The organism is Bartonella raoultii, assembly GCF_019659805.1.
Taxonomy (GTDB): domain Bacteria; phylum Pseudomonadota; class Alphaproteobacteria; order Rhizobiales; family Rhizobiaceae; genus Bartonella; species Bartonella raoultii.
This window is the reverse complement of the sequence record NZ_JAIFRO010000001.1, coordinates 82,880-107,913: the sequence shown is the minus strand read 5'-3', so window position 1 is coordinate 107,913 and position 25,034 is coordinate 82,880. Positions and strand designations below refer to the sequence as shown.

18 protein-coding genes and 2 pseudogenes are annotated in these 25,034 nt (G+C 35.9%); 9 read left to right on the top strand and 11 right to left on the bottom strand.

Going from position 1 to position 25,034, the window contains the following annotated elements:
* Positions 1-22: 22 nt before the first annotated feature.
* Both K3248_RS00440 and K3248_RS00435 read left to right on the top strand, forming a co-directional pair.
* Entirely contained in the window at positions 23-280 is a 258-nt protein-coding gene (locus K3248_RS00440; RefSeq protein WP_220716411.1) for an accessory factor UbiK family protein, read from the top strand.
* A 373-nt stretch (positions 281-653) separates the two neighbouring features.
* A complete protein-coding gene (locus tag K3248_RS00435) occupies positions 654-1,154 on the top strand; it encodes a type III secretion system chaperone family protein (RefSeq protein WP_220716410.1) in 501 nt (166 codons plus the stop codon).
* 88 nt (positions 1,155-1,242) lie between these two features.
* Here K3248_RS00435 and K3248_RS00430 read toward each other — a convergent pair.
* Positions 1,243-1,616: pseudogene (locus K3248_RS00430) on the bottom strand (ATP-binding protein); the annotation flags it as partial.
* A gap of 9 nt (positions 1,617-1,625) precedes the next feature.
* Positions 1,626-2,320: pseudogene (locus tag K3248_RS00425) on the bottom strand (response regulator).
* A 146-nt stretch (positions 2,321-2,466) separates the two neighbouring features.
* Between K3248_RS00425 and K3248_RS00420 the strand changes: the two are divergent.
* Positions 2,467-3,117, top strand: a complete 651-nt coding sequence (locus K3248_RS00420; RefSeq protein WP_220716409.1) for an MBL fold metallo-hydrolase — start codon at positions 2,467-2,469, stop codon at positions 3,115-3,117.
* 63 nt (positions 3,118-3,180) lie between these two features.
* On the opposite strand, the gene K3248_RS00415 is transcribed toward K3248_RS00420, so the two are convergent.
* From K3248_RS00415 to K3248_RS00405, 3 genes are all read right to left on the bottom strand, one after another.
* On the bottom strand, positions 3,181-3,888 hold the full coding sequence (locus K3248_RS00415; RefSeq protein WP_220716408.1) for a BA14K family protein: 708 nt from the start codon (positions 3,886-3,888) through the stop codon (positions 3,181-3,183).
* 537 nt (positions 3,889-4,425) lie between these two features.
* The gene (gene uvrB / locus K3248_RS00410; RefSeq protein ID WP_220716407.1) at positions 4,426-6,705 is read right to left on the bottom strand and encodes an excinuclease ABC subunit UvrB; all 2,280 of its coding nucleotides are present in this window, start codon (positions 6,703-6,705) and stop codon (positions 4,426-4,428) included.
* Positions 6,706-6,988: 283 nt separating this feature from the next.
* Positions 6,989-7,309 carry an SH3 domain-containing protein gene (locus tag K3248_RS00405; RefSeq protein ID WP_220716406.1) on the bottom strand — a complete coding sequence of 107 codons (321 nt, stop codon included), beginning with the start codon at positions 7,307-7,309 and terminating at the stop codon, positions 6,989-6,991.
* Between the two features lie 328 nt (positions 7,310-7,637).
* Here K3248_RS00405 and greA point away from each other — a divergent pair, with 328 nt between their 5' ends.
* Together greA and K3248_RS00395 are read left to right on the top strand one after the other, a co-directional pair.
* Positions 7,638-8,111 (top strand): transcription elongation factor GreA, encoded by a 474-nt coding sequence (greA, locus tag K3248_RS00400; protein ID WP_220716405.1) that lies wholly within the window; start codon positions 7,638-7,640, stop codon positions 8,109-8,111.
* Between the two features lie 23 nt (positions 8,112-8,134).
* Complete coding sequence (locus K3248_RS00395; RefSeq protein WP_220716404.1) at positions 8,135-9,196, top strand: glycosyltransferase family 4 protein; 1,062 nt, start codon at positions 8,135-8,137, stop codon at positions 9,194-9,196.
* 250 nt (positions 9,197-9,446) lie between these two features.
* Here the strand turns inward: K3248_RS00395 and K3248_RS00390 are convergent, their stop codons facing one another.
* Positions 9,447-10,841 carry a TrkH family potassium uptake protein gene (locus K3248_RS00390; protein WP_220716403.1) on the bottom strand — a complete coding sequence of 465 codons (1,395 nt, stop codon included), beginning with the start codon at positions 10,839-10,841 and terminating at the stop codon, positions 9,447-9,449.
* Positions 10,842-11,151: 310 nt separating this feature from the next.
* Here K3248_RS00390 and trxB point away from each other — a divergent pair, with 310 nt between their 5' ends.
* Both trxB and K3248_RS00380 read left to right on the top strand, forming a co-directional pair.
* Positions 11,152-12,105 (top strand): thioredoxin-disulfide reductase, encoded by a 954-nt coding sequence (gene trxB, locus K3248_RS00385; RefSeq protein ID WP_220716402.1) that lies wholly within the window; start codon positions 11,152-11,154, stop codon positions 12,103-12,105.
* Positions 12,106-12,160: 55 nt separating this feature from the next.
* Entirely contained in the window at positions 12,161-13,066 is a 906-nt protein-coding gene (locus tag K3248_RS00380) for a LysR family transcriptional regulator (protein WP_220716401.1), read from the top strand.
* Positions 13,067-13,888: 822 nt separating this feature from the next.
* Here the strand turns inward: K3248_RS00380 and K3248_RS00375 are convergent.
* From K3248_RS00375 to K3248_RS00360, 4 genes are all read right to left on the bottom strand, one after another.
* Positions 13,889-15,091 (bottom strand): pyridoxal phosphate-dependent aminotransferase, encoded by a 1,203-nt coding sequence (locus tag K3248_RS00375; RefSeq protein ID WP_220716400.1) that lies wholly within the window; start codon positions 15,089-15,091, stop codon positions 13,889-13,891.
* Between the two features lie 339 nt (positions 15,092-15,430).
* Positions 15,431-15,640: a cold-shock protein gene (locus K3248_RS00370; RefSeq protein ID WP_220716399.1), complete on the bottom strand. Its 210-nt coding sequence runs from the start codon at positions 15,638-15,640 to the stop codon at positions 15,431-15,433.
* Positions 15,641-15,903: 263 nt separating this feature from the next.
* The gene (gene carB / locus K3248_RS00365) at positions 15,904-19,389 is read right to left on the bottom strand and encodes a carbamoyl-phosphate synthase large subunit (protein ID WP_220716398.1); all 3,486 of its coding nucleotides are present in this window, start codon (positions 19,387-19,389) and stop codon (positions 15,904-15,906) included.
* Positions 19,390-19,904: 515 nt separating this feature from the next.
* Positions 19,905-20,744: a DUF1460 domain-containing protein gene (locus K3248_RS00360; protein ID WP_220716397.1), complete on the bottom strand. Its 840-nt coding sequence runs from the start codon at positions 20,742-20,744 to the stop codon at positions 19,905-19,907.
* A 504-nt stretch (positions 20,745-21,248) separates the two neighbouring features.
* Here K3248_RS00360 and K3248_RS00355 point away from each other — a divergent pair.
* Positions 21,249-22,469: an MFS transporter gene (locus K3248_RS00355; protein WP_220716396.1), complete on the top strand. Its 1,221-nt coding sequence runs from the start codon at positions 21,249-21,251 to the stop codon at positions 22,467-22,469.
* A gap of 256 nt (positions 22,470-22,725) precedes the next feature.
* Here the strand turns inward: K3248_RS00355 and carA are convergent, their stop codons facing one another.
* Complete coding sequence (gene carA / locus K3248_RS00350) at positions 22,726-23,922, bottom strand: glutamine-hydrolyzing carbamoyl-phosphate synthase small subunit (RefSeq protein ID WP_220716395.1); 1,197 nt, start codon at positions 23,920-23,922, stop codon at positions 22,726-22,728.
* A 254-nt stretch (positions 23,923-24,176) separates the two neighbouring features.
* Here carA and K3248_RS00345 point away from each other — a divergent pair, with 254 nt between their 5' ends.
* On the top strand, positions 24,177-24,629 hold the full coding sequence (locus tag K3248_RS00345; RefSeq protein ID WP_220716394.1) for a GatB/YqeY domain-containing protein: 453 nt from the start codon (positions 24,177-24,179) through the stop codon (positions 24,627-24,629).
* The last annotated feature ends 405 nt before the right edge of the window (positions 24,630-25,034 follow it).

Here is a 25,034-nt window from a genome sequence, read left to right as displayed (position 1 = left end):
ATAAAATTTAAGGAATAAGATTATGCGGAATGGATCAAATCGTATTTTTGATGAATTGGCAAAATTAGCAACTGATGCTGCAGATGTTGTGCAAGGTATACGACGTGAGGCTGGAACTGCTTTTCGTGTGCAAGCTGAAAAGATAGCCAATAAACTTGATCTTGTTTCACGTGATGAGTTTGAAACCTTTAAGGAAATGGTGCTAAAAGTGCATGCCGATAATGCTGATTTAAAAAAACGCCTTGATGATTTGGAGAAAAAGCAGACACAAAAAAAATAAAAGCGTTTTTATAAAAAATATCCCCAATTTTTCAATTTAGCGTATCAAATTGAAAAATGCTTAATATTGAGTCTGTTAGAATAGAGTGTTTGTTTTTTTTAGTGTTTTCTTGTAATAAAACACATTTTTTTGATGTAGGGGGGCTGGTGTTGCGAAATTCTATCAATACACTGAAAATATCTGTCGATTCGTTTTATGATGATCAGATGTATTCCCGTGAGAAACTATGATGAAGCTCAAGGGATTTGTGTATTATCAGTGTTTTTAATGTGTATTTGTTTGGTGTAAAGACTTTGATTGTAGCAAAAGTTGTTACAGTTAAGGTGCTTCGTGTTCTTTTGATGATGTTTTTAATGATTCTTGAGGGTTAATGATGAGAGTTGCATTTTGCACCGCAGAAAGAGAAGAGCATCCTGTCGATTTTATCGAACAGATTGCCTGTAAATATGATTGGACATTTGAACGAGATGCACAAGATGAAATTTGTGTGTGTGTGGAAGGAAAGTGGACAAACTATCGTCTTGCTTTTTCATGGATAGAAGAACAGGAAGCCCTTCATTTAGCTTGTGAATTTGATCTTGCTATCGAGAGTGCTCGAACAGCCGAAATGCATCGTTTATTATTGGCAATTAATGAAAAGCTATTGTTAGGGCATTTTGATTATTGGCAAGAGAATAATCTGGTTATTTACCGGCAAGGACTTTTGTTGGCTGGTGGAGTACATCCTTCTCATGTACAGGTTGAAGCATTGTTGATACATGCCCTTAAGGTCTGTGAAAGTTATTATGTTGCATTTCAAATGGTTGCGTGGTCTGGGCAAAGTGCTATCAAGGCGCTACAATATACTTTGTTTGAAACTGTAGGAAATGCTTAAATCATCAAATGTGTTGCATATTTTTCTAAAGGGAAATCTGTAAAATATTCCTTATAGGGAGGATATCGATAGTAGCATGTAGTCCTCCTCAAGGGCTATCATTTAATTGAGTGTTGCCCTATAGCTATGTGCGATATCTTCTACAATAGAAAGTCCAAGACCGGTTCTCCTTACATCTTGATTTCGTGTTTTATCAAGTCTACAAGACGGTTTAAAGATTTCTCTACGCATATCTTTATGAATGCTAGGTTCGTTATCATCTGTGGTCGTGAAAGATTCTTGTTGAGATTTAGCAGTGAGTTTAATGGTATTAGCATGACAAAATACATTTGATACAAGATTATTTACCAAACGGGTAAAAGTATGGGGACGCGCTTATATTTCTGTTGAATCTTCAACCGTGTAGTAAAATTGGCATTTGTGAAGATGGGTATCGGCTGCAAATTTTTTGAAGGTTTGATCATTGTTTGTCTATTCAATGAAAAATTTATAACTTATTTCTCGTGCGGTTTGCAGCCATATAGGGAGTGCTGGATTTTTTCAATTTCATGACGTAGATGGTTGATTTGTGCATCAATGGCACGTTCGCTTGTATTGTCTTCATTTCTTGCAAATTTATAGCGTGAAATAGTATCTTCCACATTTTTAGCAAAAAGAATCATCACTTTTTGTTCTTTATCGGTTCATTTAATAACGTCTCTTTCTTTTCTGAGTTCACATCGTGAAATTGAAAATATATAAGGCCCGAAAATAATCTGCTCGATTTTGGGTTGGTTTAGTGGAATATCATGTCGTCAAATGGCGTTGATGCGAAGGAGAAGTTCACGAAAATCAAATGGTTTTGCTACATAATTATCTGTACCCGCTTTCAGTTCATCAATGCGATGATTTGTTGCTGATAAGGTCCGTAAGCATAAGAATGGAACATCATTTGTTTGGCGGAATGAATGGGTGAGGGTGATGCCGCTTTCACTCAACATCGTAACATCTACTATTAAAAGATAATTTTGCAAGCTATCGTCTTGCTTGAGGGTATTGGATTTAACTGAAATATGAAATCCCTTGTTAAGGAAAAATTGAAATAAAAGATTGCGAATATGGGTGCCATCATCAATCACGAGAAGGTGAGGTGCATTGTCATAAAAAACTTGAATGTGATTGGTGATTTTTTAAAACCTTACCAAAAATTACATTTTTACAAAATTCAAATTTACATAAGTTGCATAAAGCTGTCGAGCAGGCTATCTTACTTCGTAAGTAAGAAAATGCTTCTTCTAAGCTGGGAAACATTTTACTTTGAAAAAAGGCTATCATGCGTAATTTTAGTACACATATTATTCCGGTGACACCGTTTCGACAAAACTGTACTTTGCTTTTTGATGATGAACAAAAAGTAGGTGTTTTGGTTGATCCGGGTGGTGATTGGCCTAAAATTCAAGACGTTATCCAGAAGATGGGGATTGTCATTGAAGCTATTTGGATAACACATGGGCATTTTGATCATGTAGGAGCTGCAATGCAGGCAAAAGAAGTCCTTGATGTTAAAATTATTGGTTCACATCGCGATGATAAACCTCTGATGGATGCAGCGCAAGAAAGTGCAAAAAATTACGGTATCACGGATGCACGCCCTTGTATTCCTGATCAATGGTTAAAAGATGGAGATAGTCTTCATTTTGCTGGACATGTTTTTAATGTTTTTCATACACCAGGACATTCTCCTGGCCATGTGATTTATTTTAATGAAAAACAACGGTTTGCTTTGTTAGGGGATGTTCTCTTTCGTGGTTCTATTGGACGTACGGACTTTCCTTTTTGTTCTCATGAGAAATTGATGAACTCACTTCGAGAAAAAGTACTGCCTTTAGGCGATGATGTTCGCTTTATCTGTGGGCATGGATTAGGAAGTTCTTTAGGATATGAGCGCCAGTGGAATCCTTTTCTTCAAGAAAGTAACAACTAACCGAAAAAACATTTCAAGATATTTTTTCGGTTAGTTAAAAGTTCTCTAGGAAGTATCATGACATCAGTTTAATGGAGCATAACAAAAGTGATTTAAGCCGTCATACCCTCTAAAAGTACCTGTTTTAGAGTTGAATGAGCGGTATTTTTTTTTGCAATATTGAAGCCAATCATGTGTCCATGGTTCATGGAGTGGTTGATATGTTGTTTTTGACTGCATCTCATAAATGACCTGCTTTTGTGGAACCTGTTGATACATAACTTGGCCTTGTGGCACAGCTTGATAAACAACTTGTGGTTGTTGTTTTGGCTGTTTAAAAATATTGCCCAAAATTGCACCTGCAGCAAGACCTATAATGCCGGCCGTTAAAGTATCTCCAAAGATGTTAGGCGTTATATACTCATGTATATGACGATGTGTTGTCTTTTTACGTTCTACATAACTATGTGTTTTACGTTCAATATGGTAATGCGTTTGTTCCCGTCTTGTATGTTCAACATGATGGTGAGGATGATGATGAGAAGTATGAATGCGGTGGTGATGCTTCTCCAAAGACGGATACGTGCTAAAAGTGCGAGGATGGAAGTTTGCATCCATTCTTTTTCTCATATCCTCTATTTGGCTGTCCATGTTCCTTCTCATTTCACGCATTCTTTTTGTAAGATTGTCACCATAACTGAATTGCATATCTGCAAACGCTGTTTCTAATGGTGTTAAAATGGTTGCTATCGATACTGCAGATAACACCGTTAACTTGATTACTTTTTTCATAGAGACGCTCCTTATGTAAATTCGCATTTTTTATACTTTACATGGGCTAAACTGAATGTAAGCTGAACAATCTTTTACTTTAGTTTAATAGAATGAATAAAAAGCCATTTTGTTGAGTATAAACTGTAAGAATTTAGAATAAAATTTTGTCAAAATTTTATTCTAAAAACTATACTCGGATTAAACAAAATTATAGCTTGTATTAAGATTTACCTATATTGAGTATAGTAATAAAATATTACATAAAATAAGTTTTTTATTGTTTACTTTCTTAATAATACTTAAAGTATAAGCTACACAAGTATGAACAAGGGAGATTAGGCTAGTAATCATGGGGTTCTACTCTTATAATATAAGTCTTATTTTTGTTAACTTGTTTCATAAGAATAGTGTTTTTGCTTCATTGGAGTCGTATTGATTATGAACATCTCCAATTTATGGAATGGTGCTTTTGTTGGTTATTTTGTGAAGATTTGTAGAGTAGCAAGATTTTTTTAATAGTTTAAAATTTTTGGGTTATTAAGGAGATGGAATTTTTTACTTTTTTGCTTTTCTGTTAGAAGCGTTTTTATGGGGACTTCTTTTACTTTTTTGCTTTTTCAAAATATTGGTTTCTGTGGTTAGATTTTTGTGATCAAGATTTGATTGTATCACGGATTCATAAACAGATTGTTTGGTAGGATTTGATAAGGGATCATTTGTAATCGTGAGTTCTATTTCTTGGAGTTTTTTTATTTCATCACGAAGGCGCGCTGCTTCTTCAAAATGGAGATCAGCTGCCGCTTCATGCATTGCTTTTTCGAGACATTGAATATGAGATGCTAAATTATGGCCACCTATATTATTTGTAGTAATAAAATCAGGAATATCTGTAGGTGTATAGTGGTTTTTATCTCCTGAATTAAGAATATCATCAATATTTTTTTTGATACTTTTGGGTGTAATCTTGTGTTCTTTATTATAAGTGATTTGTTTTTGTCGACGTCTTTGTGTTTCCTGTAGGGCGCGTTCTATGGAACCAGTAAGCGTATCAGCATAAAGAATAACGCGTCCATCTACGTTGCGTGCAGCACGTCCGATTGTTTGTATAAGTGAAGTTTCAGAGCGTAAAAAACCTTCTTTGTCAGCATCTAGAATAGCAACAAAACCGCATTCTGGAATATCTAAACCTTCTCGCAATAAATTGATACCGATGAGTACATCAAATACACCAAGTCTAAGATCGCGAAGAATTTCGATACGTTCTAATGTATCAATGTCAGAATGCATATAGCGTACGCGAATAGCCTGTTCGTGGAGATATTCTGTTAAATCTTCAGCCATACGCTTGGTTAGAACTGTCACCAATGTACGATATCCTTTTTGAATTGTTTTACGAATTTCATTTACAACGTCATCGACTTGTGCGCGCGCTGGACGAACTTCCGTTTCTGGATCCACAAGTCCTGTTGGCCGAATAATTTGTTCAGAAAAAATTCCATGAGATTGTTCTATTTCCCAACGACCAGGTGTTGCAGAAACAGCAATAGTTTGTGGACGCATAGCATCCCATTCTTCAAAGCGTAAAGGGCGATTATCCATGCAGGAGGGAAGGCGAAATCCATATTCAGCAAGGGTTGCTTTCCTTCGAAAATCGCCCCGATACATGCCACCAATTTGAGGAATAGTGACGTGGCTTTCATCTATAAAAACAAGAGCATTGTTGGGAATATATTCGAATAAGGTGGGCGGTGGTTCTCCAGGTTTTCGTCCTGTTAAATAGCGTGAATAATTTTCAATTCCGGCACATGAACCGGTTGTTTCTAACATTTCTAAATCAAAAATTGTACGTTGCTCTAAACGTTGTGCTTCTAAAAGACGTCCAGCTTTGTTTAATTCATCGAGACGTTGAACGAGTTCTCTTTTGATTGATTTTATTGCTTGATTTAATGTTGGTCGTGGAGTGACATAGTGTGAATTGGCATAAATTTTAATCGATGGAAGGGTATCGGTTTTTTGTCCTGTGAGAGGATCAAACTCTGTAATTGTTTCCACTTCATCGCCAAAGAGTGAAAGTCGCCAAGCGCGGTCTTCAAGATGAGCAGGGAAGATTTCAATTGTATCACCTCTAACACGAAAAGAACCACGAATGAAGTTAATATCTTGTCGATAATAGTGTTGAGAAACTAAATCCGCCAAGAATTTTCGTTGATTAAGTTTGTCTCCTTTTTTTATTTGTAAAGTCATGGCTGTATAGGTTTCTACAGATCCAATGCCATAGATGCAGGATACAGAGGCAACGATAATAACGTCATCACGTTCAAGTACAGCACGTGTTGCAGCGTGACGCATACGGTCTATTTGTTCATTAATAGAAGATTCTTTTTCAATATAAGTGTCAGAGCGTGCAACATAGGCTTCCGGTTGATAGTAGTCGTAATAAGAAACAAAATATTCGACGGCATTATGAGGAAAAAAATTTTTAAATTCTCCATAAAGCTGTGCTGCAAGCGTTTTATTTGGTGCTAGAATTAGAGCAGGACGCTGTGTTTGTTCAATGATTTTTGCCATTGTATAGGTTTTTCCTGAACCGGTAACACCTAAAAGAACTTGCGTCTGTTCATTCTTTTCAATTCCTTCAACGAGCGCTTTTATGGCTTTAGGTTGATCTCCTGCAGGCTCAAAGGATGTTTCAATTTGAAAAGGAATACCACCCTCAGACTTTTCAGGACGAATAGGACGATGTGGTGTCCATAATTCTCCATTTTTAAAAAGAGGATTCCCTGAAGCAATGAGTGCAGAAAGTGCTTCTACTGTTGCTGTGACACCATTTTTCATGATTGCATCCTTTGATAGAAAAGTACTTGTCGATTTTAAAGGAAACGCTATATTTTACAATCACATATGATAACGATTAAATGTTCTCAAGCTCTTTTATTTTAAATTACTGGGTTTGTATAAGCTTTAGCTATTACTTAAATTTTTTATATTTGCGTAACTTGTAAAAGTATTTTTTAAGTGTTGCACCTATAGTATTTATATTCATTATTTTGTTTATACTATGATATTCTTCAATAGGTATTTATTTTATTTTTGCAAAAAGCTATAATATTTATTACAACTATGGAAAATCATGACATATATTGTTATGTTTTATTGAAAGCAGAGTGTATGTACGATAAAGGTCATCTCCATCTTTAAATGAAAGGTAACGAGATGATACCCAGCCTATTTGGGCATTATATCTGATGTGACACCAGTTTCCTTCACAGTTTTTAACAAATACAAATTCTCCTGCGGGTATTAAACCACGAAGTGCGTATTGTGTGCTTGGCCCTGTTCTAAAATTAAGATTCCTTATAACAATGGCATCTGCGGCCTTTGATAGTGTTGTGGCGAGAAAGAGAGAGCCAAACACAAAAAAAAATACGATTTTTTTCATTTCTTCGCTGAAAATTCCTTATAGGAACTTTTTCTTCTTTCATATAAGTTTTCCTTTTAAGAGACTATGATAAAAGAGAAGAAAATACAATTGTTTCTTCCTTCTATTCTAAATAAAAGAGAAACAGCAAATAGAAATAAGTTTTCAATATTGCGGTGTTATCAACATAATTGGTGTATGTTTTGTGTCTTTTTGTATTTTTATATGGAAAACGAGAAGGCTGTACTATATAATAAAAAAGATTGTGGTTTTCGGATTCCAAAAGTAATTTTGGGAGCCGTTTTTTGTATTTTTATTAAACCTTCCGTGTAACAGAAAGGGACGGATTATGGAAAAAGTTCCGATGACTACAGCTGGTTTTGAAAGTCTAAAAGAAGAGTTGCGTTGGCGCCAACAAGAGGAACGTCCACGAATTATTGAAGCAATTTCTGAGGCGCGTGCGCATGGTGATTTATCAGAAAATGCTGAATATCATGCTGCTAAAGAGGCGCAAAGCCATAATGAGGGGCGTATCAATGAGCTTGAAGATTATATTGCACGGGCGGAGGTGATAAATGTTTCCCGTCTGTCAGGTGATAAAATTAAATTTGGAGCGACTATCAAATTATTAGATGAGGATACAGAAGAAAAAAAGATTTATCAAATTGTTGGTGATCAAGAAGCTGATGTAAAAGTTGGTAAAATTTCTATTTCTTCACCTATTGCACGTGCCCTTATTGGTAAACAAGAGGGCGATGTCATTGAAGTTAATGCACCAGGTGGTGCGCATAATTATGAAATTATTGAGGTTCAGTATATATAATGAGGTTCAATATATAAATTATTATGCGTATTTCTTTGCAAGAAACAGAGGTTATTGCTCCCCATTTTAAAAAGCGTTTATCAGGAGTAACATCGACAGTTATTCAACTCGTTCCATTACAACGCAAAAAGGGGATATATATCTCTACTTTTGGATTTGGATTACCAAAAAATTTACCGGTTCTTGCCTTTAAGGATCTTTTCGGGCTTTGGAAAAGCCCGAAAAATAGGCCTTTTCGTATTTGGCATGCGCGGCGTAATATTGAGATGCTTTTTGGTGTCTTTTTGCGTGATGTTTTGCGCATGAAGCTTAAACTTGTCTTTACATCGGCTTCTCGACGTCATCATAAGTCTTTTACAAAATGGTTAATTCGCCGTATGGACAGGGTCATTGCCACGAGTGTGTGTACAGGGACTTATCTAGAAGTGCCGCATAAGGTTATTATGCATGGGGTGGATGTAAATCGTTTTTCACCGCCTAAAACTTTGGATGATTGTTTTTCTTCGTCTGGATTACCGGGAAAATATGCAGTTGGATGTTTTGGACGGGTGCGTTACTTAAAGGGAACTGATTTATTTGTAGAGGCAATGATTGCATTATTGCCACGTTATCCTGAATGGACAGCACTTATTGCTGGGCGGACAACAGAACAACATTATAACTTTGAAAAAAAATTACGTCAAAAGATTGCTGAAGCTGGTTTAAAAGAGCGTATTATTTTTCTTGGTGAGTTACTCAATACACCTTTGTGGTATCGCCGTTTGTCGTTGTATGTAACACCTTCTCGTCTAGAAGGTTTTGGTTTAACTCCATTGGAGGCAATGGCATCAAAGACAGCTGTAGTTGCGAGTGATGTAGGTGTTTTTAAGGAATTGGTGATAGAGGGAACAGGAACGGTTGTTCAAGCAGGGGATGGAGAGGCTTTAGTGACAGCAATTGAACCTTATTTTGCTGATTTAGAAAAAACAATGGAAGCAGGAAAAAAAGCTTTAGATCATGTTCGCACTCACTTTCCTTTAGAAAAGGAGGCTACAGAAATTGGACGTGTTTACGAAGAAATATTTGCGGAAAAGTGCTTTAAATAGATCAGCATATTTCCTGATAAAATAAAAAGTTATAAAAGTTTTTGATAAAAAACTGAGGTTTTATATTTTGAGTGTAATACAACCTTAAAGGTAAGGGGGCATTTTTATTCAGTAATATTCCTGTTTTTATGCTACTTTATATTATCTTTATTTGATTATTATTTGAAGTTTCTTAAAAGTTTTCCATCATATATCTATGAATCGAAGATCAGGGCATATTTTTCATTTTTATAAAATAAAATGCACTATATTAAAATTCTTCACGCCAAAAAGCAGGGATAAAGAGCACGAATATTGTTATAATTTCAAGACGTCCTGCTAGCATGAGAAAACTCAGGACCCATAAAGCATTGTCATTGATTGTGGAAAAATTGCCAGAAGGACCAATAATATCGCCAAAACCTGGACCAACATTGGAAAGGGCGGTTAAGACACCTGTAAAGGCAGAAGTAAAATCAAGACCTGTTGAGAGCAAGAGTGCCGTTCCAAGAATAAGGCAAAACATATAAAGACAGACAAAAAACAAAACGGATTTAGCAATATCATTTGATATATTGGAATGGTCGTAATACGCTTTTACAACGACATTAGGAAAAAGAAGTTTTTCTATATTTGTTTGTGTAATACGCCAAAGGATAATGAGGCGATTAATTTTCATGCCACCAGAGGTAGAACCAGCACATCCACCTGTAAAGGAAATAATAAAAAAGATCCCAAGTGCTAAAGGTCCCCAAAGTTGATAATCTTCAGCGCTATAACCAGTGGTGCTAATGATCGATGAAAGGTGAAAAATGACATCGAGAAAAATTTCATAGAAGGCGCGATGGTCATGAAAATGTAACCACGCTGCTAAAGTAAAACTAAAGATGAAAACAATGTTGAGAAAAACAATGACTTGTGGATCAATAAATCGCTTAGATTGGCCGGGAAGAACTAATTTAACATAAAGCACGAAGGGCAGTGCGGAGAGCAGCATAAAGATTGTTGAAATAATTAAAATAGCTGGTTTATCAGAAAAATAACCAAAAGAGGCATCATGGGTTGAAAATCCAGCTGTTGCTATTGTACTCATTGCGTGGTTTATAGCATCAAATAAGGTCATACCAGAAGCAAAATAGGAGAGCATACAAGCAAGTGTTAATCCAACATATGCTATGATAATTCCATTAGCAATTTGATTAATACGGGGGAGTATTTTTTCAGATTTATCCGAGGATTCCATATGAAAAAGCCGGACTCCACCAACACGTAGTGACGGCAAAAGCAAGAGGGCCAAACCAATAAAGCCAATGCCTCCAATCCAGCATATGAGAGAGCGCCATAATAAGAGACTGCGTGATAAATGATCAAGGCCTGTGATGACTGTCGAGCCTGTGGTTGTAATTCCAGAAACAGATTCAAAAATTGCTCCTGCTAAAGAAATTGGGAGAGGAGACAGATAAAGAGGTAAGGCACCTACAATGCTTCCTGTAAGCCAAAGACAAACAGTGAGCATAAAACCCAATCGTGCTGAAAAGCGGCAAGTAGCACCTTTAGTTGCTAAAAGAATTAGCGTTGCTAATACAGTGGTTATGGCGCAAGAATAGAGAAAGCTTATCCAATTATGGTTGCTATCATGCAAATCCACAAAAATCGGCAAAAGCATCGCTCCTCCCATGATTAATGCAAAACGCGCACAGACATTGATAATAAATTGAAAAATGGCTGGTCCCTATCTCTATATATCGTTTTATTACAATTTTACGCTCATGAGAATTTACGCTTCTCTCTTTATGGGCTAGAGGTTAATTCCTATATTAAGCATGTTGTGATGAATTGGCTATTAAGCCTTTTCATAAAGTTTAAGAAAAAGTATGTATACACCATAATTTAGGCTGTTGAAAAATGTTTTTTTTAAGGCTGTATTTCATTATAACTTGTAAAATAATTAAAGAATAAAAAGTGAAGGGGATTTTATGGTACAATCGCATATTCGCTTGCTTATTATTGGCTCTGGTCCTGCTGGTTATACAGCGGCAATCTATGCATCCAGAGCAATGCTCAAGCCGGTTTTAGTTACTGGATTGCAGCAAGGCGGACAGTTAACGATTACAACTGATATTGAAAATTATCCAGGTTTTGTTGATCCTATTCAAGGACCGTGGTTGATGGAACAGATGGCAAAACAAGCGGAAAATATGGGCACAAAAATTGTCTATGATAGTATTATAAAAGCCGATTTATCCAAGCGTCCTTTTCTTTTACATGGGGATTCGGGAGAACAATATTTGTGTGACGCACTGATTATTGCAACGGGAGCACAGGCGCGATGGCTTGGTTTGGAAAGTGAACAGAAGTTTATGGGAGGTGGTGTTTCCGCTTGTGCTACGTGTGATGGATTCTTTTATCGTGATAAGGATGTGATTGTTGTGGGAGGAGGGAATACAGCCGTTGAAGAAGCCCTTTATTTATCACATTTGGCAAAGAGAGTGTATGTGGTTCATCGGCGAGGACATTTTCGAGCAGAAAAAATTTTGCAAGATAGATTACTTGCTTGCGATAATGTACATGTTATGTGGAATCATGTGGTGGAAGAAATTGTTGGGCTATCCGCACAGGATTCAAGAGGAGCTATAGTAACAGGAGCGCGTCTTAAAAATGTAAAAACCGATCAAGAAATTACAGTGGAGGCAGAAGGAATATTTATTGCTATTGGACATGATCCTGCAGTTTCCTTATTTGAAGGACAACTTAAGCAAAAACCAGGTGGTTATTTATGGACAGCTCCAGATTCAACGGCAACAAGTACTGCTGGTGTTTTTGCTGCAGGCGATGTAACAGATAATGCATTCCGCCAAGCTGTAACAGCAGCAGGAATGGGATGTATGGCGGCATTAGAGGCAGAACGGTTTTTGGATATGCATCTATAGATGTAAAAATAATACCCTATTTGAAAATATAAAGAAATGAGAGGTAAAATTTATTGTGACGTTACCGTTAGATTGGGATAAGTTAAGGGTGTTTCATGAAGCAGCAGAAGCGGGTTCTTTTACGCATGCTGCTCAAAGACTGCATTTATCTCAATCAGCAATTTCACGACAGGTTTCAGCTTTAGAGCAAGAGGTTGGTGTGTCTCTGTTCCAGCGTCATGCACGTGGTTTGATTTTAACAGAACAGGGAGAAATCCTTTATCGTACAACACATGATGTTTTGATGAAGCTTGAAAATGTACACTCGCAATTGCGTGAAAGTTGTGAAAAACCGACGGGACACTTGCGTGTTACGTCAACTTTTGGGATGGGCGCAGGATGGATTGCAGAGCGTATGCCAGAATTTTTAAGTCTTTATCCTGATATGCGAATTCAACTTTTGCTTTCTGATGAAGAACTGGATTTGACAATGCGTCATGCTGATTGTGCTGTTCGTCTCCACCAACCCCAGCAGCCTGACCTTATACAAAGAAAATTATTTACAATTCATATGCATGTTTATGCTTCTGAAAACTATATTGCAAATCATGGAAAACCAGAAAAATTATCTGAACTGGATGCGCATCGTATTATTTCATTTGGTGAGCCTGTTCCACATTATTTGTCTAGTCTAAATTGGTTAGAAAAAGCGGGTAGAAATAATGGTTCTTTACGCACTTCAGTATTACGAATAAACAATATTATTTCAATTAAGAATGCGTTGATGAGTGATCTTGGTATTGCTGTACTTCCTGATTATATTGTCAATAATGATGAGCGTCTTGTGCGCCTTTTTCCTGATATGGCGGACATTCCCTCTTTTGATACCTTTTTTTGTTATCCTTATGCTTTAAAAAATTTAGCAAAGCTTAATGCTTTTCGAGATTATATTTTTTTAAAAGCACGTCAGTGGTCTTTTTAATAAAGTGGTCTTTAAGAGCTATGTGTTATTGCATAGCTGATACGCATAAGTCTTTATTGTACTTCTTGTGATAACATGACATAAATTAGCTATCTCTTGATTATGTTGCCTCCCATTGCATTTTCTTGAGTGTTCCCTTACGAAGATTTGCCAGATTGATTTTATCTCTGGTAATTTTCCAAATTTGCCGGACATAAATTGTCCGGCTTTTTTTATTTTTTATAATCAAGATTTTGGGGGAAAATTAAGAAAAAATGGCAAAAACTTTCTGAAGAAATGTTTATCGATTTTATGTATGATCTGGAGTAGATTAAAAAATATGGAGAGTTTACTAGAATGATTGTAGCTATGGATGAAAGAAACAATATTTGCATGCGAGAATATTTGTATATGTACTAGATTTTTTAGAGTTCCAATTTAAATTTTTAAATTAAAATGGGATTTGGTACGTATATAGTAGCGGTTATGCTCATCATAGAATGTAAAGAAATTTAATAGGCTTGTCTTTTAATAGATATCTTTCAAGTGAAAAGAATTCTTTTTTAATTTTAGAGTACAAACAGCAAATACTCTAATTTTTAGTAATTGGAAAAGGGTAAAGATGTATTCTCTGCATATCTTATTATTTTCAAATAATAAGATATGTTTTTTTTTACGAACATTACAATTTTTCATTCCGTTTGTGGCATATATCTCTTGTGGTTTTGTTAAGATATATTTTCTGTAGAATTTATTTATTTCTCTGTTATTCAGTTTCTAAAAAATTCTAGATTTTATGATACTGGATTATAAAACTGTAGCAGAAAATGGTGGTTTAGAATTTTAAAGTAAATGATTACAAAAGCGTTGGATACGTAAGCAAGCTTCTTCTAATAGTTTTTCTGATGTTGCATAAGAAATACGGAAAGCTGGTCCGAGTCCAAAAGCAGAGCCATGCACTACAGCGATAGATTCTGCTTCCAACAGGGCTATTACGAAGTCTTCATCATTTTTGATGACTTGACCGCTCGGTGTTTTTTTTCCAATGAGTTCTGCACAGGAAGGATAAACATAAAAAGCACCTTCCGGTGTGGGACAATGAATTCCAGAAGCTTGGTTTAGCATGGAAATGACGAGATTACGACGCGTTTGAAAAATACGTTTATTTTGTGCGATAAAATCTTGTGGTCCATTAAGTGCTTCAACAGCAGCCCATTGTGAAATAGAACTTGTTCCAGATGTTTGTTGGCCTTGAATAACATCCATTGCTTTAATTAATTCTTGTGGCCCACCCGCATAGCCAATTCTCCAACCTGTCATGGCATAGGCTTTAGAAACACCGTTCATTGTGAGTGTACGATCGTAAAGTTTTGGCTCCACTTGTGCTGGAGTGACAAAAGTAAAACCTTCATATGTAAGATGTTCGTATATATCATCGGTAAGAATATAAACATGAGGATATTTTACTAAAACATCCGTTAGTTTTTTTAATTCATCATAGGTATAAGCAGCACCTGATGGATTTGAAGGAGAGTTAAAAATGAACCATTTTGTTTTTGGGGTAATGGCAGCTTCTAGATCTTGTGGTTGTAGTTTATAGGAAAATTCTGCTTTGGTTTCTACAAAGATGGGAACACCATCGTTGAGAGCAACCATTTCTGGATAACTGACCCAATAAGGAGATGGAATAATGACTTCATCTCCTTTATTCAAGGTTGCCATTAATGCATTAAAGAGAATTTGTTTACCACCAGTACCAACGATAATTTGCTCTGGTTGATAAGTAAGGTTATTGTCTCTTTTAAACTTTTCAGAAATTGCTTGACGTAATTCTGGAATACCAGATATAGGGGTATAGTTTGTTTCTCCACGTCGAATAGCTTCAATAGCAGCGTTTTTGATATTTTCTGGTGTATCAAAGTCTGGTTCTCCAGCGCTTAAAGCAATAACATCACGACCTAGTGCTTTTAGATTACGTGCTTTTTGGGAAACAGCAATTGTGGCAGAGGGTTTTATATGAGAAAGCTTGTCAGCAATAAACGCCATAATTTTTATCCTTATATGATATCAATATGTGACTGTTATTTTTAAAAGACATTCTAGATTATGTTGTATGCAATAAAAATTGCGGAGAAACTCTTAGGATATCTGTTTCAAATAAAGACACTATAGGTTACTTTTGCGTCTTTTACAAGAAAGCTGTTTGAAAAGCTTATGGAATCAGGGAAAGGTGAGAAAATTTTAAGATAAAAATATCTTGATAATGATGCCAATTGTAAAAGAGAGGACTTTCTTTTATAAAAATAACCTTATTATAAAGAACAAAAAAATCTTCACCATTTACCGATGAAGATTTTTTAAAGAGAATGTTGCAGAACTTAAAAGTTAAAGAGCTGCAAGATTGCTAGCGGCAAACTTTCCAGAACGACGATCTTGAAGAACATCGTAAGAAATTTTTTGCCCTTCGTTAAGATGACTTAAACCAGAACGCTCAACAGCGGAAATATGCACAAATACATCTGCACTTCCATCACTAGGTTGAATAAATCCGAAACCTTTTGTTGTATTAAACCACTTAACTGTTCCTGTAGACATAGGAAACTCCTTAAAATATATAAATAGTGTGTATTGAATCCAAGAGCACTCAATACGGCTTTGTTTTAAATCGAAATTAGGGGAGAAGTTTCGTTGAAAGTGCAGATTGCACAGGAAAGAAAGTCACATAACCGAAAATTCGATGTACTCTTTATAAAAGTTTTTAGGATAAAAAGCAAGTCTTAATCGCGCATTTTAGATTAAAGAAAAGATTGAGAAAATGTAAGAGAATATAAAAAAGTGCGTTTTGTGTCATAAAAATTTTAAGTGAAGTAGCTTTGCAGGGAGCGTACTTCAAGATTCTTTTTTTGGAGTGCTTCAATTGCTTCTGCTACAGATTGGGCTCCAGCTACTGTTGTATAATAGGGGACTTTTTGCATAAGTGCAGCATGGCGTAATGATTTTGAATCTGAGATAGCACTGGCCGTGCTGGTTGTATTGAAGATTAATTGAATTTGTCTATTACGAATAGCATCCTCAATGTGGGGATGTCCTTCTAAAACTTTATTGATTTTTTTTGCTTCAATATTCTGTTCCATAAGAAATTTTTGTGTTCCACTTGTCGCTAAAATAGAAAAACCAAGCGCACTTAAACGTTTTACAGGATTTAAGATGCGTTGCTTATCCTCATCTCTTACAGAGACAAATAAAGTTCCTTCTTTGGGCAACTTAACACCAGCACCAAGCTGAGATTTCGCAAAAGCAAGAGCAAATTCGTAATCAAGCCCCATTACTTCACCAGTTGAGCGCATTTCAGGACCAAGAAGTGTATCGACACCTGGAAAACGTTCAAAAGGGAAAACAGCCTCTTTGACAGCGACGCACTGTTTATGTGGATTAGAGGGTAATCCTCCATAAGCCTTAAGGGCACTGTTAAGCGTTTCTCCTGTCATAATACGTGTGGCTATTTTCGCAATAGGGCGGCCAATCGTTTTTGCAACAAATGGTACAGTTCGTGACGCACGCGGATTTACCTCTAAAACATAGATTGTGTCATCTTTAACAGCGTATTGTACGTTCATGAGGCCACGAACATGAAGGGCTTGTGCTAACGCTTTGGTTTGACGTTCTAATTCATGAACCAATATTTTTGATAATGTCCGTACTGGCAAAGAACATGCTGAATCACCAGAATGGATTCCGGCTTCTTCAATATGTTCCATAATGCCAACGACCAATGTTTCTTCTCCATCGCATAGGCAGTCAACATCAACTTCAATGGCTTCTGTAAGGTAAGTATCGAATAAAAGTGGATTTTTACCAAGTAATATATTGAGCTGGCTTGTTTTGTCGTTAGGATAACGGCTCTTGATGTCTTCTGATATTAGTTCAGGAACAGTTTCAAGTAAATAATTCTGTAAGCTGCGCTTATCACGTATAATTTGCATAGCACGTCCTCCTAAAACATATGAGGGGCGTACAACTAATGGGAAACCGAGTTCATCGGCGATGAGATGCGCTTGTTCAACCGAGTGGGCAATGCCGTTTTTGGGTTGTGTTAAGTTCAGTTTGAATAATAATTTCTGAAAGCGGTCTCTATCTTCTGCTAAGTCGATAGCATCTGGTGAAGTACCAAGAATGGGGATATGATGTTTTTCTAGTGCTTTTGCAAGTTTAAGCGGTGTCTGTCCGCCAAATTGGACAATTACTCCAACTAATTCGCCTTTTGTCTGTTCTGTTTCTAAGATAGCGATGACATCTTCAGCTGTTAAAGACTCAAAATAAAGACGATCAGAGGTATCATAGTCTGTTGAGACTGTTTCAGGGTTACAGTTAATCATAATAGCTTCAAAGCCTGCATCACGCAGTGCAAAAGCAGCATGGCAGCAGCAATAATCAAATTCAATGCCCTGTCCAATGCGGTTTGGTCCTCCGCCTAAAATTGCAACTTTTTTACGTGGAGAGACTTGGGCTTCGGAGTGTTCTACACCCGCAAAAGGAACCTCATATGTTGAATACATATATGCTGTAGGTGAAGAAAATTCAGCTGCACAAGTATCAATGCGTTTAAAAACATGCTTAACATTGAGGGATTTACGCAGAGCAGCAATATCATCCGGTTCTTGACCTGTAAGGGTGGCTAGCCGTGCATCTGAAAAGCCCATTGCTTTTAACATACGCAGATTGTCTGTATCTTGAGGCAATCCATGGATGCGGATACGCTCTTCCATTTCAATGATGGATGCTATTTGTTCTAAAAACCATGGATCAATTTTGCTGACTTGGTGAATTTCACTTAAAGATAAACCAGCGCGCATTGCTTGGGCAATATAACGCAGACGATCTGGGCTTGGTATGGCAATAGCAGAGCGTATCGAATTCTTTTCATCACCTTCTGCATGCTCAGGGATTATAATTTCATCAAAACCGGTAAGGCCTGTTTCAAGTCCACGGAGTGCTTTTTGTAGCGATTCTTGAAAAGTGCGTCCGATTGCCATAACCTCTCCTACAGATTTCATTGCTGTCGTTAAGACAGGTGATGAACCGGGAAATTTTTCAAAGGCAAAACGAGGGATTTTAGTAACAATATAATCAATCGAAGGCTCAAATGATGCTGGTGTTGCACCGCCTGTAATATCATTTTGTAATTCATCAAGTGTATAGCCAACTGCCAATTTAGCTGCAACTTTGGCAATGGGGAAGCCCGTGGCTTTTGAGGCAAGTGCTGAAGAGCGAGAAACGCGTGGATTCATTTCAATAACAATAAGGCGGCCATTTTCAGGATTAACAGCAAATTGTACATTGGAGCCCCCTGTTTCAACGCCAATTTCACGCAGGACAGCGATGGAAGCATTGCGCATACATTGATATTCTTTATCGGTTAAAGTAAGGGCAGGGGCTACAGTAATCGAATCACCGGTATGTATCCCCATCGGATCAATATTTTCAATGGAACAAACAATAATGCAGTTGTCGTTTTTATCACGAACAACCTCCATTTCATATTCTTTCCATCCCAAAACACTTTCTTCAATTAAAACTTCCGTTGTTGGGGAAGCTTCAAGACCTCGTTCAATAATTTCATAAAACTCAGAGCGATTATAAGCAATTCCACCACCAGTACCACCAAGTGTAAAAGAAGGACGAATGATCGCTGGAAGACCAACAATATCAAGAGCCTGAACTGCTTTTGCAGTAGCATGTGCAATATAATGTTGTTTGCGTTCAGATTCTGTATGACGCCAATTTTGTTCAAGTTCCTCCAAGGCCTGTTCAAGCGCTGTACCAGAAAGTTCTGCTTTAAGTGTGTCGCGCATTTTTGTGTGTCGTTGACGATTTTCCTCTTTAAGTTCAGTCGCATTGGCCAACATAGAACGTGGTGTTTCTAAACCAATTTTCGACATTGCCTTGCGAAATAAGGCACGATCCTCAGCTTTATCAATAGCATCGGCGTTTGCACCTATCATTTCAACGTGGTAGCGGTCTAAAATCCCCATACGCTTTAATGATAAGGCAGTATTAAGAGCTGTTTGACCTCCCATAGTTGGCAAAAGAGCATCAGGACGCTCATGTGCAATAATTTGTGCTACTATTTCAGGAGTAATAGGTTCAATGTAAGTAGCGTCAGCTAAATCTGGATCTGTCATAATGGTGGCCGGATTGGAGTTGACCAGAATAATTCGATATCCTTCTTCTCTTAATGCTTTACAGGCTTGTGTGCCTGAATAGTCAAATTCACATGCCTGACCAATGATAATCGGTCCTGCTCCAATGATAAGAATAGATTTTATATCTGTGCGTTTTGGCATGATTTTTCCTATGATAAATATCTGTACGTAGTTGTGGTAGACAGGCTATTTAAGTTTTAAGCTATTGTCATTTATAGGTTAAGTGACAAAGAAAGTAAGCACTAAAATACCTTTTCCATGCTTTTTTTATAAATTTAAGATAAAGATCTTCTTTGCATTTGTGCAATATTATAGAAATTTAAGAGTATGACTTTTGATAAAAAAATAATAATGCATGCTACAGTAAAGACACAATATGGTGAATTATCGTAGAGCATGAAATATAGAATATTTATTATGCTTCCATAAAACCTTAAAAGCCTGCAGAATAAAATGAGAAACTTATATGCAATAATAAATATAAGGCATTGATTATTTTTTATCTTCAATAAGGTGTTGAGCGTAATACATGAAGTGATAACTTTTATTAAAAGAGTGTGTACTAGTATAGTTGATATAAATTGGGATAGTTATCTTGATAGTTTTAGAATCTCTTTGAGAGGAGAGAGCCATAAATATATCATAACCTTATGCGGTTATGGAAGAGCTCTTAAAACAATAATTCCTGGTGTTTTTATAACATATTTCATGAAAGGAGAATCAACAACTTTTTCGTTTTCTTTTCGTGAAGAAGCATTTCGCAGCATTGGACCATTATCTGTCATAATAAAAAAACCTACGTGTGTTACATCCAATCCAGCAAGTTGTGTATAAATACCAATGAAATCACCAGACCGTAAATGGCTTATAACTTTTTCATTAATAAAGTTGCTTGGAATATATGTTAGAGTGCGCTTCACAACAGGTAGTCCGGGAAGGTAGTTGCTACCGTCAGCTTTTTGATTGAGATATTTTTCCGTTTTTACCGCATAAGGACTTATTTGTGCAGTAATATCTGTAGCAAGTTTATATTTGCTATAAGCCCAGTCAGTAAAAAAATGTTTTCGATTTAAAAAACTCACAATACCGTCAACATAACGTGTTTTTACAACGTTATTTATGAATTCTGTTTGGGATGTTGATTTCCGTAATGCTTCAACATAGTCTAGATAAGTAAAGCAATCTAAACCTCTAAAATCAATAATCAATTCTTCAGGTATATTTTTTGAGCCATGTAACATATTTGCCTGATAAGGTGTTCCTAAAAAAGCTGCAGAAAGCAAGTCAATTATTTCTTCGGTTTTACGGTCGTTAAATTTTGAGCGTTTTTCAAGAAGGGTGTTTAATTTATTTAAAGTATATGGATCTAGATTTATTTTTGTTGTCTGTTGGACTTTTATATTATTTTTTGCAATATCTTTGTGTGTGATAGAAGCCTGAGCTTCATGTTCTGTTATCAAGGTTATGATGAGAGTTAATAGAAATATTTTTCGCATTTGAGGGGCTATTTTGAATGAAATACGTACTGAAAAAATGCTATGGAAAGTAGTATTTTTTCATATTAATCAGATCGTTATAGCATTAATGATAACATATATGATAGGGTTCTATCAACAGATTTGATCACGTTTTTTATTGTGAGACAAAAGAGGGATGGTCTATCTTTTTTATAAGACTGTGAAATAAAAAACACTTTTTATAATATATTTCAATATTGAAAAAAATCATTATGAAAGAAACAATTTTATGCCTTTTGTATAAAAATTGTATTATAATTTAATATAGTGATTTAAGAGTAAAGTACTTTACTTCTTATAAAGAAGAATTGATCTTTTTAAGATAGAAATATGATAATTTTTTGTAAAACTGTTTATGCTTATATTTCTAGAGTATAAAGAATAAATTTATGATATTTTCCTGATATATAATATATTATTGATTATTATATTCATTTTTAAGTTTTTACTTTATTATTATTTTATATTACAATAATTTATGCTATGCGAAATTACAAGTGTAACCCAGAATTTGCTCAGCGTGAATGCATTTTAATTTTTATTATTTTATTGTTGGATATCATTGCTATTACAATTGTGATGCCTGTTTTACCTGAATATTTTTCTCAGTTAACTGGAAAAGATATAAGTGCGTCTTCTTTAGCAAGAGGAAGATTACTTGCGGTTTATTCAACAATGCAATTTTTGTTTGCTCCTATTATTGGTAATCTTTCTGATCGTTATGGGCGACGCCCTATTTTGCTTCTTTCTATTATATGTTTTGCTTTTGATAATTTCATATGTGCTATAGCATGGAACTATTCTATGTTGTTTATTGGGCATTCTTTATTGGGCATAATTGGTGTTAGCTTTGCAACCTGTATGGCATATCTTGCTGATATATCTAATCATAAGACCCGTACACGTAATTTTGGTTTGTTAGGACTTTCATCTGGATTGGGCGCTATTTTAGGTTCGCTTCTCGGCGGTTTTTTAGGTCAATTTGGTTCACGTGTTCCGTTTTATTTTGCTGTTGGTTTTTCATTGATTAATTTTATTTTTGCATGGATTATGCTTCCTGAAACTCTTTCTATATGTAATCGGCGCACTTTTGATATTAAGCGTGCAAATCCTTTAGGTGCTTTTTTACAACTGAAGCAATATCCAACAGTTCTTTGGGTATTGTTGGTTTTTTTTCTTTATTGGTTTGCAGAATCTGTATGGCTGAGTATTTGGGCATTCATTGCTAAAGAACGCTATGATTGGAATACATTCTCTATTGGTTTGTCCTATAGTATTTTCGGTATAGGACAAATTATTGTGGTTGCTCTTATTTTACCTTATTTTTCTAAGCGATGGAGTAACTGCCATATTGCGATGTTAGGTCTTTCATTTTCCCTACTTGCTATGCTTGGTTATACATTGGCTACACAAGGGTGGATGTTTTATTTGGTCTTTTTGTGTACAATGTTTGAATATCTTTTTCATGCACCTATGCGTGCTATCGCTTCAGCAAAAGTGCCTGTGGATGTACAAGGTGCATTACAAGGAGCAATGAACTCTGTTATTTCATTGAGTTTAATATTAGGACCTATTTTTTATACTTTTCTCTTTGAATGTTTTACACACAAAAATGCGGTTATGTATTTTTCTGGTGCTCCTTTTTTGGGAAGTTTTTTTGTTCTTGTTATTACAGCGGTAATTTTTTTCTTACGGATACGCTAAGCTTTTTATAGGCAGAAGAGGGGATATGAAGCGATTGAAGGGTATAAATTGCTTTTATGCATTTGTCTCTATATAAAAACAGCTGCAATATTAAGAATTAAAAGTATCATAACGATGTCCATTTATATATTTATCGTTAAAAGACAAAAAATTATAAATTTTAAAATTTTACTTTTTGTTCTCTTAAAGAGAAACATGACTGTGTGTAGAAAAAGCATAAAGTAAAAGAGAGAAATCTAAAAATAAAACACTTCCATTAAGCTATTTTTTTATAATCCATTATGAGATTGTAGAAATATTGAAAAAGATAGTGACTGTCTTGAGGGCCAGGAGAAGCTTCAGGGTGGTATTGAACAGAAAAAACTGGTTTTCCAATAATTCGAAGACCACAGTTTGAGCCATCAAAGAGAGAAATATGTGTTGCTTGAACATGCTTTGGTAAAGAGGCTGCATCTACCGCAAAACCATGATTCATGGAGACAATTTCGACTTTTCCAGTGTTAAGATCTTTAACAGGATGGTTGGCACCGTGATGCCCTTGGTGCATTTTTATTGTTTTTGCACCTACCGTGAGAGCAAGAAGTTGATGACCTAGGCATATACCAAAAAGGGGCAGATTATAATCAATCAATGCTTTGATTGTTGGAATAGCGTATTGTGCTGTTGCAGCTGGATCACCTGGTCCGTTGGAAAGAAAAATACCATCAGGGTTCATCGCTAGAATTTCTTCTGCACTTGTATGTGCAGGAACGACAGTAATACGTGCCCCTTGTGTTGCTAAAAGACGAAGAATATTACGCTTAATGCCATAGTCAATCGCAATAATATGAAGATTGTGCACATTATTTGTACTATATCCTTTATTCCATACCCATGGTTTTTCGTTCCATTGCCTTAATGATTGAGATGTCACGTTTTTTGTAAGGTCAAGATTAATAAGACCAGACCATTTTGCTGCACGCTGCTTTAAGGAAGGGATATCAAAATTTCCTTGAGGATCGTGCACGATGATAGCATTTTGTGCACCTTTTTCACGGATAAGAATGGTGAGTGCGCGTGTATCAACTCCACAAAGCGCAATAATTTTACGTGCTTTGAGCCATTGGTGAAGATTTTCATGGGCGCGGTAGTTAGAAGGATGGGTAATATCTGCTTTAAAAATAGCACCAACTGCACCATGACAATTGAGAGGCGTAAGATCTTCAATATCTTCGCTATTTGCGCCGACATTTCCTATATGAGGAAATGTAAAATTAATAATTTGTTGCGTATAGGATGGATCTGTGAGGATTTCTTCATAGCCTGTTATGGCAGTATTGAAACATATTTCAGCTTCAGCAATACCTGTGGCACCTGCTCCTTTTCCTTCAATAACTGTTCCATCAGCTAATACTAAAAGGGCTGTAGGTTTACTTACATTCCAAGGAGTGTGAGATGGGGGTATTTGTGTCATAGTGTGCACCCACAATTTATTATCTGAAAGCTATAATGATTCATGCTACATGCAAAGCACAACCACAACAAATGTTGTGTATATTGTTTTGAATATTTTGCTTAAGGTTGGAAGTATAGGTATATTCTCTTAAGAGGTAAAGTCCTGTTTCGGATTTTCTGAGGTTTGGGTGTTAATTATTTTTTTGTGCATTGCAAGATGTATAAAGATTAGGTAAAAATTAATTTTCCGTTTAAATAACATTGGATAAACTTATGTTGCGTGATCAGATTGATGTGGCACTTAAAACTGCTTTGAAAGCGCAGAATAATACACGTCTTACGACCCTTCGTTTAATGAATGCTGCGGTGATGGATCGTGATGCTCTTTATTATGATGAAGGAAAACAAGAAGCAGATGATCATCAAATACAGTCTGTTTTCATTAAAATGCTTCAGCAGCGTGAGGAGTTAACGCGCATTTATAAAGAATCTGGTCGTTTGGATTTAGCTGCAAAAGAACAAGCGGAAATGGACGTTATTCGTGAATTTCTTCCTCCTCAGCTTGATGAGATAGAAGTTGAAAAGGCACTTTGTGAGGCTTTGGAACAGACAAAGGCTAAAAAATTACGTGATATTGGTAAGGTAATGGCATGGCTTAAGGAGCGCTATGCAGGAAAAATGAATTTCTCTAAAGTGTGTACAAGTCTTCGTAAACAGTTAAAATAAATTTTATCCTGTTACACAGGGGATTAGAAGATATTTTTTGCTAATTGGTTGTGCATTAAGGACATAGTCCCACTGTGATAATAGTGTTGGTTACAAAGGCACGTATTGTAAAAGATTTTTTGCCTTTTACTCAAAAAAGTTTTTAGAAAAATATGCAGCGTAAACAAAAACTATTTTAACGCAAATTTTAAGTTTTTTCAAAATAGATTGCTACTTTCTTTAATTCTTTAAGTTCTTCCCATTATCAAGAAATGAAGTGAAGTATTGCTTCATACATGGCTATCGTATTATAGATCATTTAAAAGAAAATGCCATCTGTCAATATAACATCCACTTTTAAAGTTACAAAGATAAATTTTTCTTATATTTGCACGGTTATAATGCGTTGAAAGAGGTATTAAAATA

Excerpts from the sequence above, each read along its gene's own strand:
- K3248_RS00435 (WP_220716410.1), top strand. The coding sequence starts at position 654 with ATGAGAGTTGCATTTTGCACCGCAGAAAGAGAAGAGCATCCTGTCGAT.
- K3248_RS00405 (WP_220716406.1), bottom strand. The coding sequence starts at position 7,309 with ATGAAAAAAATCGTATTTTTTTTTGTGTTTGGCTCTCTCTTTCTCGCC.
- K3248_RS00440 (WP_220716411.1), top strand. The coding sequence starts at position 23 with ATGCGGAATGGATCAAATCGTATTTTTGATGAATTGGCAAAATTAGCA.
- trxB (WP_220716402.1), top strand. The coding sequence starts at position 11,152 with ATGGTACAATCGCATATTCGCTTGCTTATTATTGGCTCTGGTCCTGCT.
- K3248_RS00355 (WP_220716396.1), top strand. The coding sequence starts at position 21,249 with ATGCGAAATTACAAGTGTAACCCAGAATTTGCTCAGCGTGAATGCATT.
- K3248_RS00415 (WP_220716408.1), bottom strand. The coding sequence starts at position 3,888 with ATGAAAAAAGTAATCAAGTTAACGGTGTTATCTGCAGTATCGATAGCA.
- carB (WP_220716398.1), bottom strand. The coding sequence starts at position 19,389 with ATGCCAAAACGCACAGATATAAAATCTATTCTTATCATTGGAGCAGGA.
- K3248_RS00370 (WP_220716399.1), bottom strand. The coding sequence starts at position 15,640 with ATGTCTACAGGAACAGTTAAGTGGTTTAATACAACAAAAGGTTTCGGA.
- K3248_RS00420 (WP_220716409.1), top strand. The coding sequence starts at position 2,467 with ATGCGTAATTTTAGTACACATATTATTCCGGTGACACCGTTTCGACAA.
- uvrB (WP_220716407.1), bottom strand. The coding sequence starts at position 6,705 with ATGAAAAATGGTGTCACAGCAACAGTAGAAGCACTTTCTGCACTCATT.
- K3248_RS00345 (WP_220716394.1), top strand. The coding sequence starts at position 24,177 with ATGTTGCGTGATCAGATTGATGTGGCACTTAAAACTGCTTTGAAAGCG.
- greA (WP_220716405.1), top strand. The coding sequence starts at position 7,638 with ATGGAAAAAGTTCCGATGACTACAGCTGGTTTTGAAAGTCTAAAAGAA.
- K3248_RS00390 (WP_220716403.1), bottom strand. The coding sequence starts at position 10,841 with ATGCTTTTGCCGATTTTTGTGGATTTGCATGATAGCAACCATAATTGG.
- K3248_RS00395 (WP_220716404.1), top strand. The coding sequence starts at position 8,135 with ATGCGTATTTCTTTGCAAGAAACAGAGGTTATTGCTCCCCATTTTAAA.
- K3248_RS00375 (WP_220716400.1), bottom strand. The coding sequence starts at position 15,091 with ATGGCGTTTATTGCTGACAAGCTTTCTCATATAAAACCCTCTGCCACA.
- K3248_RS00360 (WP_220716397.1), bottom strand. The coding sequence starts at position 20,744 with ATGCGAAAAATATTTCTATTAACTCTCATCATAACCTTGATAACAGAA.
- carA (WP_220716395.1), bottom strand. The coding sequence starts at position 23,922 with ATGACACAAATACCCCCATCTCACACTCCTTGGAATGTAAGTAAACCT.